The 12,170-nt window shown below is 70.8% G+C and carries 15 protein-coding genes; 8 read left to right on the plus strand and 7 right to left on the minus strand.

Features of this window, described 5'->3' with window-relative positions:
• Window positions 1-40: 40 nt before the first annotated feature.
• The gene (gene fliO, locus P5G59_RS12215; protein WP_301219261.1) at window positions 41-538 is read right to left on the minus strand and encodes a flagellar biosynthetic protein FliO; all 498 of its coding nucleotides are present in this window, start codon (window positions 536-538) and stop codon (window positions 41-43) included.
• Between the two features lie 141 nt (window positions 539-679).
• Between fliO and P5G59_RS12220 the strand changes: the two genes are divergently transcribed.
• Together P5G59_RS12220 and P5G59_RS12225 are read left to right on the plus strand one after the other, a co-directional pair.
• Window positions 680-1,408: a formylglycine-generating enzyme family protein gene (locus P5G59_RS12220; protein ID WP_301219262.1), complete on the plus strand. Its 729-nt coding sequence runs from the start codon at window positions 680-682 to the stop codon at window positions 1,406-1,408.
• Between the two features lie 121 nt (window positions 1,409-1,529).
• Entirely contained in the window at window positions 1,530-2,741 is a 1,212-nt protein-coding gene (locus P5G59_RS12225; protein ID WP_301219263.1) for a hypothetical protein, read from the plus strand.
• A 97-nt stretch (window positions 2,742-2,838) separates the two neighbouring features.
• Here the strand turns inward: P5G59_RS12225 and fliN are convergent, their stop codons facing one another.
• A complete protein-coding gene (gene fliN / locus P5G59_RS12230) occupies window positions 2,839-3,549 on the minus strand; it encodes a flagellar motor switch protein FliN (protein ID WP_435871266.1) in 711 nt (236 codons plus the stop codon).
• Between the two features lie 10 nt (window positions 3,550-3,559).
• The gene (locus tag P5G59_RS12235) at window positions 3,560-4,441 is read right to left on the minus strand and encodes a flagellar motor switch protein FliM (protein WP_301219265.1); all 882 of its coding nucleotides are present in this window, start codon (window positions 4,439-4,441) and stop codon (window positions 3,560-3,562) included.
• Window positions 4,442-4,600: 159 nt separating this feature from the next.
• Between P5G59_RS12235 and P5G59_RS12240 the strand changes: the two genes are divergently transcribed.
• The 3 genes from P5G59_RS12240 to P5G59_RS12250 are packed head-to-tail and all read left to right on the plus strand — an operon-like array spanning window position 4,601 to window position 6,577.
• Complete coding sequence (locus P5G59_RS12240) at window positions 4,601-4,927, plus strand: flagellar FlbD family protein (RefSeq protein WP_301219266.1); 327 nt, start codon at window positions 4,601-4,603, stop codon at window positions 4,925-4,927.
• Window positions 4,927-5,745, plus strand: a complete 819-nt coding sequence (locus P5G59_RS12245) for a motility protein A (RefSeq protein ID WP_301219267.1) — start codon at window positions 4,927-4,929, stop codon at window positions 5,743-5,745. Before P5G59_RS12240 ends, P5G59_RS12245 begins: the two co-directional genes overlap by 1 nt.
• Window position 5,746: 1 nt before the next feature.
• Window positions 5,747-6,577, plus strand: coding sequence for an OmpA/MotB family protein (locus P5G59_RS12250; RefSeq protein WP_301219268.1), 831 nt, complete (start codon window positions 5,747-5,749; stop codon window positions 6,575-6,577).
• 67 nt (window positions 6,578-6,644) lie between these two features.
• Here P5G59_RS12250 and arfA read toward each other — a convergent pair whose 3' ends face one another.
• Complete coding sequence (gene arfA, locus P5G59_RS12255) at window positions 6,645-8,150, minus strand: arabinosylfuranosidase ArfA (RefSeq protein WP_301219269.1); 1,506 nt, start codon at window positions 8,148-8,150, stop codon at window positions 6,645-6,647.
• Between the two features lie 138 nt (window positions 8,151-8,288).
• On the opposite strand from arfA, the gene P5G59_RS12260 reads away from it, so the two are divergent.
• Window positions 8,289-9,038 carry an ABC transporter permease gene (locus P5G59_RS12260; RefSeq protein WP_301219270.1) on the plus strand — a complete coding sequence of 250 codons (750 nt, stop codon included), beginning with the start codon at window positions 8,289-8,291 and terminating at the stop codon, window positions 9,036-9,038.
• A 6-nt stretch (window positions 9,039-9,044) separates the two neighbouring features.
• Here the strand turns inward: P5G59_RS12260 and P5G59_RS12265 are convergent, their stop codons facing one another.
• Window positions 9,045-9,395 carry an ArsR/SmtB family transcription factor gene (locus P5G59_RS12265; RefSeq protein WP_301219271.1) on the minus strand — a complete coding sequence of 117 codons (351 nt, stop codon included), beginning with the start codon at window positions 9,393-9,395 and terminating at the stop codon, window positions 9,045-9,047.
• A gap of 221 nt (window positions 9,396-9,616) precedes the next feature.
• On the opposite strand from P5G59_RS12265, the gene P5G59_RS12270 reads away from it, so the two are divergent.
• Together P5G59_RS12270 and P5G59_RS12275 are read left to right on the plus strand one after the other, a co-directional pair.
• Entirely contained in the window at window positions 9,617-10,027 is a 411-nt protein-coding gene (locus P5G59_RS12270) for an arsenate reductase ArsC (protein WP_301219272.1), read from the plus strand.
• A gap of 4 nt (window positions 10,028-10,031) precedes the next feature.
• Window positions 10,032-10,481, plus strand: a complete 450-nt coding sequence (locus tag P5G59_RS12275; protein ID WP_301219274.1) for a YkvA family protein — start codon at window positions 10,032-10,034, stop codon at window positions 10,479-10,481.
• Window positions 10,482-10,512: 31 nt separating this feature from the next.
• Here the strand turns inward: P5G59_RS12275 and P5G59_RS12280 are convergent, their stop codons facing one another.
• Window positions 10,513-11,685, minus strand: a complete 1,173-nt coding sequence (locus P5G59_RS12280) for a flagellar hook protein FlgE (protein ID WP_301219275.1) — start codon at window positions 11,683-11,685, stop codon at window positions 10,513-10,515.
• Window positions 11,686-11,718: 33 nt separating this feature from the next.
• Window positions 11,719-12,159, minus strand: coding sequence for a flagellar hook assembly protein FlgD (locus P5G59_RS12285; protein ID WP_301219276.1), 441 nt, complete (start codon window positions 12,157-12,159; stop codon window positions 11,719-11,721).
• Window positions 12,160-12,170: the final 11 nt, after the last annotated feature.

The raw sequence follows: 12,170 nt of genomic DNA on the forward strand, positions 1-12,170 counted from the left end.
GCGCGCGACGCCGTGGCCAGCGCCGTCACTTCCGGCGCCGTCACTTCTTTGGCCGCACCGCCGAACTCGCCTGCCGCCACGTTGCCGGGGACAGGATCGAGCCTTTGAGTGCCTCGTCGAAGAGCGAGGCGCGTCCCTGCGCCGTGAGGAAGTCGGCATCCTGCCTGGTGGTGGTGCTGGTCGTGCTGGTGGAGCTCGCCACCGGGGCGTCGTCGGTGCCCGTGCGGACCTCGGCGGCCGGGGCCTCCGGCACCCGGACGAGCGGGGTGACGTCCGCATCCTGCGGACGTTCGGAGGTGTGGAGCACGGAGACCTGGCGTTCGGTGACACCCAGCACGAAGCGGTTGCCGTCCACATCCACGACGACGACCGAGGCCTTCTGCCCGACGCCCTGCCGCCCGACGACGGTCACCGCGTTGCCGCGGCGCCCCCTGCTGGAGGTGCGCCCCTTCGTGACGCGCCGCTGGACCAGCCACAGCACCGTCACGATGACCCCGAGCACCACGAGCACTCGCAGCGCAACGAACAGGGTCTCCACGTCCCTCCCTATCGGCCGCTGCGTCCATCCCGTTAGGCGTCGAGTTGCACGTCGTGGTCGCTATTCGGCCGCGATAGCGACCACGACGTGCAACTCGACTGATGGGAGAGTGATGGGAGAGTGGAGGGCGTGGAGATTGAGATGACGCGGGTGGCAGCGGGGCGCGTGCAGCTGCACGACGCGCGGCGGAACCGGCGGTGGACGGTGGAGCTGGAGCCGTTCGAGCTGGGCGTCTTCGCGGTCACCGAGGAGCAGGTGGCCGAGCTGATCGGGGAGCCGTCGTCGCATCCACGCCGCCCGGCCACCGGCGTCAGCTGGCTTCGCGCTGTGCGCATCTGCAACGCGGCGTCGGAGTGGGAGGGCCTGGACCCCGCGTACACGTTCGAGGGCGAGGACGTCACCTGGCACGTCGACGCCGACGGGTACCGCCTGCCCACCGAGGCCGAGTGGGAGTACGCCTGCCGCGCCGGCTCCACCGGCCCGCACTACGGCCCGCTGCCCGAGGTCGCGTGGACGAGCGCGGACGGCCTCCGGGCGCCGCAGGACGTCGGCCTGCGGCTGCCCAACCTCAACGGGCTCTTCGACACGCTCGGCAACGTCTGGGAGTGGTGCTGGGACCTGCTCGACCCCGGCCGCTACGACGACTACCGGGTGTTCCGCGGAGGGGGCTTCGCCGACGACGCCTGGAGCGTGCGCGCGTCGGTGCGCCGCGGCGGACCGCCCCGGACCCGGCACGAGGACGTCGGCTTCCGGTTCGCCCGCGGCGGTTTCGACGCGGAGGCGGCCGCCCAGGGCTGGTCGGCGGCGGAGGACGCGGAGCGCGGCGGACTGGAGGGACCGCTCCCGTCCGGATGGACCCCGCGCGGCTGACCCAACGCCGCGCCCGCGCGCCGTCACGGCCGGAGGGTCTTCTCGTCTTATACAGATGATCGGTGCTCGGTTTGCCGCCGACATCCGCATCCGCTGCAACACGATCACCGGGGGGACCGCAGTGACCGAAGCCGACACCGATACCGACGCGCCCGAGGCCGCGCCCGAGCCCGAGCCCGCGCCCGCTCGCAGGCCCCGGAGGGCCGCGCTCTGGGTCTCGGCGACCGCGTTCGCGCTGCTGGCGACCGCCGCGGGCATCGGTGCCGGGCTCGGCTGGCAGGCCCTCGCGGTGCAGGCCTCCGCGGAGGCCCACCAGCACCTCGAGGCGGAGTCGAAGGCGCTCGACGACGTCACCGGCCAGCGCGGGATGGCGCTCGACAAGGCGCACGCATCGCTGAGCTCCATCGCGGGCTTCGCAGCCCAGGCCAGGCCGAGCTACCTCGGCGAGGCCACGGCGGCCGCGCTCACCAAGGCGCAGGCCGAACTGACCGCGAAGAGCGAGCACCTGAGACAAGTCAGCTTCGACCCTCCGCAGGTGCCGGTCCGCAGCGCGGACCTGCTGCCGTGGACCGTGCTCGCCGACGTGCAGCACAAGGCCGCGCTGACCCGCTCCGAGGAGAAGACGAGGAAAACCCGGGCCGCAGAACTCAAGGCGCTCCAGAAGGCCCAGCACGCCTTCGGCACCAGCGTCGCCGCCGTCTACACGGAGCTGGCCGCCCACGGCGAGCAGGTGCTGACCGCCGACACGTCGGCCACATACGCCAGCAAGATCGTGCTGCGGCACGCCATCGACGGCGGCAAGGCGGATGGGTCGGCCACCGGCATCCGGGGCTCCGCGCTGCTGCAGATCGTCAGCGCGATCGGCGGCGTCGACACTGCGCAGGCCGCGGGCGAGGCGGCGAAGCAGGACCCCGCCTACCCCATCCGCGCCCAGATCGAGGAGTACGCCCGCTCGATCGCGCACGGCGTGACGCTCGACTTCGAGTGGCACAAGGAGGTAAGCGGCCTCGGCGACGGCTGGTACTCGGGCACGACCCAGTACCACGAGGAGGACGGCGGCTGGGCGACGATCGACCTCAACTTCACGATCCAGGACGGCTGGAGGGACGGCGACCGGGATGCCAAGGCCCTCGTCACGCACGAGGTCGGCCATGCCCAGGTGGTGCGGCCGGAGTGCAAGCCGCTGTTCGACGGTCCCGTCTTCCGCGACGACGACGAGATGTGGGCGACGGCCTGGGCGATCGCGATGGGTTTCGACACCGGGGGCTCTGGCATCGAGGCGTACGGACGCCCGACCGATCAGCAGATCGCCGTCGCCGGGCAGTGCCGCTAGGCGGCCAGGCGAGCAGTCGAACGGTCGAATCTCCTGCCTGACTGCCTGACGTCGGAGATTCGCAGCGCAGACCGCCGGATCTCCTACGGAAGCCGGCTCAGTCCAGGTCTTCCGCGGTGTCCAGGATCTTGGTGATGCGCACCGCGTAGTCCTGGTCGATGACGACGATCTCGCCGTGCGCGATGAGGCGGCCGTTCAGCAGCACGTCGGCGGGCGAACCGGCGGAGCGGTCCAGCTCGATGACCGCGCCCGGCTCCATCGCGAGCACGTCGCGGACCGCCATGCGGGTGCGGCCGATCTCGACGGTGAGCGCCATCTCCACGTTGCTGATCCGGCCGAGCTTGCCGCCCAGGCCGCTCGCGCCCGCCCGCTCGGCGACGGAGGCGCGGCCGCGCACCGCGAACCAGCCGGCGACGCCGGACGGGCCTGAGAGGGCGAAGACGGAGGTGGCGGGGTCGGAGAACAGCTCGGCGGCGTCCTCGGCGCGGGCGTCGTCGAGCACCCCGGCTCCGAGCGTGTCGCTCGCTGCCTCCAGCGCGGGCTGCAGCACGTCCTCCAGCGCGACGACCGGGGAGCCGTCGGCGCCCTCGTCCACCAGCTGCGGCGCCTCCACGAGCACGACGGCGAGGTCTGCCGCGACGGACCCGACGAAGGTCGCCACCACGGCGCGACCCGTCTCCCGGACCTCGGAGCCCTGCGAGAGCAGCGGCGTCAGCGGCGTGCCGGTCGGCAACACCCGGGCGAGCGCCTCTGCGGCGGCCTGCGCCTGGCCAAGCGACAGGCCTGCGGCGTTCGCGGTGCTGGTCATGCTCATCGGTTCAGTCCTCTGTCTTGACGATCACGCAGGCGAGACGGGAGCCGCTCGAGCCGAGGGCGGCCGAGGCGACGGTCTGTCCGCCGACGGTGAGATCGAAGGGTCGGTGTTGCGGGTGCGGGAGCGGCAGCAGGTCGCCGACGCGCAGGTCGAGCACGACGCTTGGGCGGACGTTCGCCGGCGTCAGGCGCAGGGCGACATCCACCGGGACCTGGGCGAGCTGGGCATCCACCAGCTCGCGCGCGTTCTCGGTGCTGTGGGTCGGGTTCGTCTCGCCCAGCTGCGGCAGCACGGCGACGGCCGGCAGCGCGAGGGTGGCGCGGGCGGTGTTCTCTCCGACCCGCAGCTCGAAGCCGGCGACGATCATCAGCTCGTTGGTCGCGGCGGCCTGCGCGAACTGCGAGTTGTACTGGATGGCGTCCACCGAGATCGGGGCGAGCAGGATGGAGCCGAGCGAGTAGCGCAGGTCCTCCAGCGCGTCATCCATGAGCCGGCGGACGAGGGCGTGCTCGATCTGCGTGAACGTGCGCTCGTGATCCACCGGCGTCCCCTGGCCGCCGAGCATCGCGTTCACCCAGGAGAGGGCGGCGGTGGTCGGGAACTGGATGACGGCCTTCGGGGTCACCTCTCCCAGCTCGCACAGCACCATGGCGGTCGTCGCGGGCAGCGACGCGGCGTACTCGTCGTACGTCTGCATCTGCACGGAGTCGCACTCGACCTGGCTGAGCACCCGCACCTTCGCCGTGAGCTGGGTGCCCCACTGCCGGGCGAACGTCTCGAACGCCAGCTCCAGCACGCGCGAGTGCTCGCGCGCGAGAGTCGTCGGCCGCCGGAAGTCGTAGACCGGCGCCTCGGGGGCGCCCGACGGGGCCTGCAGGATGGTCACGGGAGCCACTATCGGCAGGTCGTCGAGAGCCGTTAGCCATCCCGCGGCGCCCGCGAACTCGTCTCTTCCGAAGCGCCCGGTCCCCCTAACGACCGACCGCGGCGCGCCGATAGTGCCCTCGTGACGGCTCACCCGGAGCCGAGACCAGGATTCGCGCCCATGATCGTCGTCACCCGATTGAACGACAGCCAGTTTGCGGTCAACCCCGACCTCATCGAGCGCATCCACGCCAGTCCGGACACCACTCTCGTCATGGTCGACGGGGCGAAGTTCATCGTCACCGAGTCCCTGAGCGAAGTGATCGAGAAGATCGCCGCGTACCGGGCGCGTGTGATCGCGCTCGCCCACGACCTCCCCGCCGCCGGCCCGCGCCCCGTGCCCGCGCCGCAGCTGGGGCTCGTGACGCTGACCGGGCTGGAAGACGACGAAGCGGTGGAGGCTCACCCCGAGGCCCGCGCCGTCCCCCTGCGAGCAAGGAAGAAGTAATGGACCCGGCAACGATCATCGGCATCGTCCTCGCGTTCGGCGCCGTCGTCGCGATGGTGACGATGGAGGGCGCCCACCTGAGCGCCCTGCTGCTGCCCGCCCCCATGGTGCTGGTCTTCGGGGCCACCATCGCCGTCGGCATCGCCAGCGGCACGATCAAGGACTTCCTCGTGGCGGTGAAGGCGCTCCCCCGCGCGCTCCGGGGCAAGGTGGAGCCGCCGCAGCAGGTGATCGACCAGGTCGTCGGCCTCGCCGAGAAGGCCCGCGCCAACGGCCTGCTCGCCATGGAGCAGGAAGCCGACGGCGTCGACGACCCGTTCCTGAAGCGCGCGCTGCAGAACATCGCGGACGGCACGGACGGCGACGAGCTTCGCGTGCTGCTGGAGGACGAGATCGCCACGCGCTCGAAGAAGGACCGCGTCGCCGCCAAGTTCTTCAGCGCCATGGGCGGCTACGCGCCCACGATCGGCATCATCGGCACCGTCGTCTCCCTCACCCACGTGCTGGAGAACCTGGCCGAGCCGGGCGAGCTGGGCCCGATGATCGCGAGCGCCTTCGTCGCCACGCTCTGGGGTCTGCTGTCGGCCAACTTCCTGTGGCTGCCGCTCGGCGCCCGCCTCCGCCGCCTCTCCGAGCTGGACGTGGAGCGGATGACACTGCTCATGGAGGGCGTGCTCGCCGTCCAGGCCGGGAGCCAGCCGCGCCTCCTCGGCGAGCGCCTGCGCGCCATGGTGCCCGGCGGCGAGGCCGACAAGCCCGCGGCGAAGAGCGCCAAGACGGCGCGCGGCTCGAAGGATCCCGTCGAGGAAGCCGCCTGACATGTCCGTCCGTCGACGAAAGAGGCACGAGGAGCCGGAGGAGCACGAGAACGAGGAGCGCTGGATGGCCTCCTACATGGACATGGTCACCGTGCTCATGTGCATGTTCATCGTGCTGTTCGCCATGTCGACGGTCGACGCGAAGAAGTTCGAGCAGCTGAAGGATTCGCTCGCGACCGGGTTCGGTCAGGTGAAGACGCAGAAGATCGACACGGCGACGGGGGTCGTCGTGCCGCCGAAGCACGTGGACGAGGCCGGCAAGGCGACCGACTTCTCCCTCGCCCAACAGGAGGCGCAGAACCTGCAGCACCTGAAGGACCAGATCCAGGCGGCCCTCACCCGCGACGGGCTGCAGGATTCGGTGGAGCTGAAGATCGACGAGCGCGGCCTCACGATCGGGCTGGTCGGCAACTCCACCTTCTTCGACTCCAACCGCGCCGAGCTGAGCGCCCGCGCGATCGGAGTCCTGAACGACATCGGACCGGTGCTCGCGCCCGCGCCGTACAACGTCTCGGTCGAGGGGCACGCCGACCTGCGGCAGCCTGGCGCGCCCTACCCGACCAACTGGGAGCTCTCCGCGGGCCGCGCGACCAGCGTGCTGCGGCACCTGGTGGAGACGAACGGCTTCCCGCAGGAGCGCATCGCCGCCGTCAGCTTCGGCTCGGCGCGGCCGGTCGCCGGCCATACCGGGACGACGGACGCCGATCTGGCGCAGAACCGGCGGGTGGACGTGGTGGTGCTCTCCGCCCAGCCCGACGACATCCGCAAGCTGATCCCCCAGGCACTGCAGTCGCCGCCGCCCGCGGAGACCGCCCCAGCGGCCGCCGGCTGAGCGCCGAGTTGCACGTCGTGGCGGCTATTCCCCTGGCTTTTCGGCCACGACGTGCAACTCGACGGGTCTAGGAGAGGGAGACGGCCGTCCAGGAGACCGGCGGCAGGGTCAGGGTGAGCTCGCCGTCGGCGAGGGTGGCCTCGGGAGTCGGGCGGAGGCCGACGCGGGTCTGGTCGTGCAGCGTGTTCTTCGCGTACACGTCGTCGTCCCACAGGGATACGGCCTCCCGGACGCGGTCGACGCCCAGGTCGCGCACATCCACCCGGACCGTCTGCGTCTCGGTCGTGCTGCGGTTCACCACGAACAGTGCGGCGGAGCCGGTCGCCTCGTCGAAGGTGGCGACCGCGTCCACCAGGTCGGCCTCGCCGTAGACGGCCGTCTCGTACGTGCCGGTCGCGATGGTCGGCCGCAGCACCTCCCCCGCCGCCAGCCGGCTGGTCACCGAGAACGGGAAGAACGTGGTCTGGCGCCAGGCGTCGCCGCCGGGCTCGGTCATGATCGGCGCGATCACGTTGACCAGCTGCGCGAGGGAGGCGCTGGTCACGCGGTCGTGGTTCTTCAGCAGCGTGATGAGCAGGTTGCCGAGCACGACCGCGTCGGCGACCGAGTAGACGTCCTCCAGCAGGCGCGGCGCGTACCGCCACTCGTCGCCGACCTCGCCCGACTCCTTGTGCTCGTCGAGGTACCAGATGTTCCACTCGTCGAAGGAGACCTGGATGCGCTTCCTGCTCCTCAGCCGGTTGCCCACGTGATCGGCCGTGGAGACGACGGTGTCGATGAAGTACTGCATGTCGACCGACGACGCCAGGAACGAGCCGAGGTCGCCGCCGCGCTCCTGGTAGTACGCGTGGGCGGAGATGTAGTCGACGTGCTCGTAGGAGTGCTCGAGCACGATGCGCTCCCACTCGCCGAAAGTCGGCATCCCGGACCCGGAGGAGCCGCACACGACGAGCTGGAGGTCCTTGTCGGCCGTCTTCATCGCCGCAGCGGTGCGTGCCGCGAGCTTGCCGTAGTCGTCCGCCGTCATGTAGCCGGTCTGCCAGGGGCCGTCCATCTCGTTGCCGAGGCACCACATCCTGATGTCGTGCGGCTCCGGGGTGCCGTTGGCGATGCGCTGGTCGCTGAGGGCGGTGCCGGAGGGGTGGTTGGCGTACTCGAGCAGGTCGAGGGCCTCCTGGATGCCGCGGGTGCCCAGGTTGACGGCCAGCATCAGCTCCGAGCCGGTCAGCTTCAGCCAGCGGGCGAACTCGTCGAGCCCGACCTGGTTCGACTCCAGCGAGTGCCAGGCGAGGTCGCGGCGCACCGGCCGCTGGTCGCGCGGGCCGACCGAGTCCTCCCAGCGGAACCCGGAGACGAAGTTGCCGCCCGGGTAGCGGACCGTCGTCGTGCCGAGCTCGCGCACCAGGTCGACCACGTCGAGCCGGAAGCCGTCCTCGTTCGCCGTCGGGTGCCCCGGCTCGTAGATCCCGTCGTAGACGCAGCGTCCGAGGTGCTCGACGAACGAGCCGAAGAGGCGGCGGTCGACGGTCGCCACGCGGGCGGAGCGGGCGAGGGCGATGCGGGACTCGGTCATGGGTCTCCTGTGCTCGACGGTGAGGGGGCTCGACGGTGAGGGGGCTCGACGGTGAGGGGGTCCTCCATCTTGCTGGGCCGGGATGCTGCGGTGTCAAACGTTTTCGTTCGCGTTTTCGGTACGGCCTAGGCTCGTGACGTGCCGATCGTCCAGGAGCTCGCCCCGACCCTGCTGGGCGTCGCGGTGCTCGCGCTGGTCGCCGTCGCCGTGCTCACCGCGTACAGGGTCCCGCACCGGTGGGCTCCGGCGCTCGCGATCCTCCGGGGCGCGGCTCAGCTCGCCATCATCAGCCTCGTGCTCGCCGGCGTCATCACCGACCCGCTGTGGGTGGCGCTGGCGCTCCTGGTCATGTTCTCCGTGGCGGCGGCGACCGCGACGCGCCGCGTTGGCTGGTCGCGCGACCACGCCGTGATGATGGCCACCGGCATGGCGACCGGCGTGCTGGTGGCGGCCGGGGTCGTCTTCGTCACAGGGGCGATCGAGTTCAACGCGCGCTACGCGCTCGCCATCGGCGGCATCGTCATCGGCAACTCGATGAGCATCGCCACCCTCGCCGGCCGCCGCTTCACCGAGGCGACGGACGACCACTGGGACGAGGTGGAGGGCTGGCTCGCCCTCGGCGCCACCCCGCGCCAGTCGACCCTGGAGCTCGCGCGCGGCGCGGTCTACTCCGCGCTCATCCCCTCGGTCGACCAGACCAAGACGACCGGGCTCGTCACGCTTCCCGGCGCCTTCGTCGGCGCGATCTTCGGCGGGGTGTCACCCCTCGAGGCCGGGCGGTTCCAGGTGGTCGTGCTCGCCGCGATCATGGCGGCGGGCTCCATCACCGCGGTCATCGTGACCGCCTGGCTCGCGCCCGTGAAGGTGCGGCCGGCGCGCCTGCGCTGAGGCGGCTCAGACCGACGTCAGGAACGACGAGACCGCATCCAGCGACCCCGGAACGATGCGGTAGTACGCCCAGGTGCCGCGCTTGCTTCGGCTGAGGAAGCCGGCGTCGACGAGGATCTTGAGGTGGTGCGAGACCGTCGGCTGCGAGAGGCCGAGCGGCTCGGTGAGGTCGCACACGCAGGCCTCGCCGTCTTCGTGGGCGGCGACCATCGAGATGAGTCGCAGACGAGCCGGATCGGCGAGCGCCTTCATCGCCCGGGCGACCGAGATGGCGTTCTCCTCGCTGATGACCTCGCGCGTGATGGGTGCGCAGCAGGCCTGCAGGTCGCGCAGCGGGAGCAGTTCGGTCATCGCCATACCCGAATCCTCCCGCATATATTGACAACCGTCAATGTATTCGTTCATGGTGTGTTCATCGACAAACGTCGATGAAGAAGGGAGAATCATCATGGGATGCTGCGACAGCGACGACTGCCAGGTGCTGCCGGACGGCTCGTGCTCGCCCGACTGCTGCTGACAGAGCCGGGCCGCCGTCCCGCCCGGGCGGCGGCCCACCCATCGACCACACGGAGCTGAACATGACCACCCCGACCGTCCTCTTCGTCTGCGTGCACAACGCCGGCCGCTCGCAGATGGCCGCGGGCTTCCTCCGCGAGCTCTCGGGCGGCCGCGTGGAGGTGCTCTCCGCAGGCTCCGAGCCGAAGGACTCCCTGAACCCGGTCGCCGTGCAGGCCATGGCCGAGGTCGGCATCGACATCGCCGGCAACACTCCGAAGGTGCTCACCACCGAAGCCGTGAAGGACTCCGACGTCGTCATCACCATGGGCTGCGGCGACACTTGCCCGATCTTCCCCGGCAAGCGCTACGAGGACTGGGACCTCACCGACCCCGCAGGCCGCCCGATCGAGGAGGTGCGGCCGATCCGCGACGAGATCGAGCGCCGCGTCCGCACCCTGCTCGCGGAGCTCGCGCCGACGACCGCCGGCTGAGTCCATGCCGTCGTGGCTCGAGGTCGTCCTCGGTGTCGTGGGCGGGCTGGTGCTCCTCTGGGCGCTGCTGATCGCGGTGCTCTGGGTGCAGCAGCGGCGCGCAGGCAGGAACGTCGACTGGCGCGAGATCCTCCGTCTGGCGCCCGATGTCGTCCGGCTCATCAAGCGCCTCGCCACCGACCCGGCCGTACCGCGGGCGACGCGCTGGTGGCTCGGGGCGCTGCTCGTGTACCTGGTGCTGCCGATCGACCTCATCCCCGACTTCATCCCGGTCATCGGGTACGCGGACGACGCGATCATCGCCGCGATCGCCCTGCGCTTCGCCATCCGGCACGCCGGCTACGCGGCCGTCGAACGCAACTGGCAGGGCAGCCCCGGCGGCCTCGCGAGCGTGCTCGCGCTGGCACGGATCGCCTTCGAGTTGCACGTCGTGGTGGCGAAACGGGCGGAATAGCCGCCACAACGCGCAACTCGGCGACGACGGATCAGCGCTTCAGGTTCGTGAGCTCCTGGAGGACCTCGTCGGACGTGGTGATGATGCGGGCGTTCGCCTGGAAGCCGCGCTGGGCGACGATCAGGTTGGTGAACTCCTGCGACAGGTCGACGTTCGACATCTCGAGCGAGCCGGCCTGGAGCTGGCCGAGGCCATCCTGGCCGGGGCCGCCGAGCTGGGCGGTGCCGGAGTTGACGGTCGCGCGGTAGGTCGAGCCGCCCGCCTTCTCCAGGCCGCCCGGGTTGACGAAGGTGGCGAGCGCGATGCGTCCCACGGCCTGCTTGTCACCGTTCGAGAACAGGCCGGTGATGGTGCCGTCCTTGTCGAGGGTGAACGACTCCAGGGTGCCGGCGGCGCGCCCGTTCTGGTCCTTGAAGGCGACCGAGGTGATGCCCGAGTAGCCGGTCACCTTGGTGAGGTCGATGGCGACGCCGCCGACCGTCAGGTTTCCGCCGGCGGTCAGGACGCCGTTGGTGAAGGTGAGCGATCCCGCGCCCGTGGCGCCGTTGCTGTCGGCACCCGCGACATCCCAGCCGGTCCCCGTCTTGGTGAACGTGAGCGTCACCTTGCGGGCGGTGCCGCTCGCGTCGTAGACGGTGACGTCGCGCACCAGCTGGTCTCCGCCTGCGGCGTCGGACGGCAGGTTTCCCGTCACGTTCGAGGCGGTGGTGGCGGCCGCCGGGGTGACGGCCTTGAGCGGGATGGTGATGTCGCTCAGGGCGCCGCCCTGCTGGATGACGCCGTTGACCGCGTTCCAGCCCTGGAGGATGGCGCCGCCCGGGCCGACCAGGCGGCCGAGCGAATCGGGGTCGAGAGACCCGGCGCGCGAGTACACGGTCTCACCACCGACCTTCATCACGAAGAAGCCGTCGCCGTTGATCATCATGTCGGTGGAGCGGCCGGTCGCCTGCGCCGCGCCCTGGGTGAAGTTCGTCGAGATGCCCGCGACGAGCACGCCGAGGCCGATCTGGGCCGGGTTTGTGCCGCCGGTCTCGGCCTGCGCGCCGCCGGCGCCGCGGACGAGCTGGGACAGCGTGTCCTGGAACTGCACCGCCGACGACTTGAAGCCCGTGGTGTTGACGTTGGCGATGTTGTTGCCGGTCACATCCAGCATGGTCTGGTGCGAGCGGAGGCCGGAGATTCCGGAGTAGAGCGAGCGGAGCATGGCGGATCCTTTCGTGGAACGTTCGAGGTGAGATCAGGCGGCCGGCGCGGCCGGGGTGACGACGCCGAGGATGGAGTCGAGGGCCAGCTTCTGGTCGCCGACGGTGACGACGGGCACGGCGCCCGCGTAGGAGACGGAGGAGGCGACGCCGGTCTGGGTGTCGCCGTTCTTGTCGAGGTAGCTCACGGTGTGACCGATGAGTGTCGCGGCGGCCTGCCGCATCTGCAGGGCGAAGCCCTCCTGCGCGGTGGTGTCCATGTTGGTGAGCTTCTCCATCATGGCCAGCTGCGTGGTCTGCTGGATCATCTGGTTGGTGTCCATCGGCGAGCTCGGGTCCTGGTTGCGGAGCTGGGTGACCAGCAGCTGCATGAACGCCTCGCTGTCGAGCGACTGCTTCGGCGTGCGGGTGGGCGGGGTGGAGTAGATGCCGCCCGTGGAGGCGGTGTCTGCTCCGGTGACGGGGTCGACGGCCACGGTGGCTCCCT

This window comes from Leifsonia virtsii (assembly GCF_030433675.1).
GTDB classification, from domain to species: domain Bacteria; phylum Actinomycetota; class Actinomycetes; order Actinomycetales; family Microbacteriaceae; genus Leifsonia; species Leifsonia virtsii.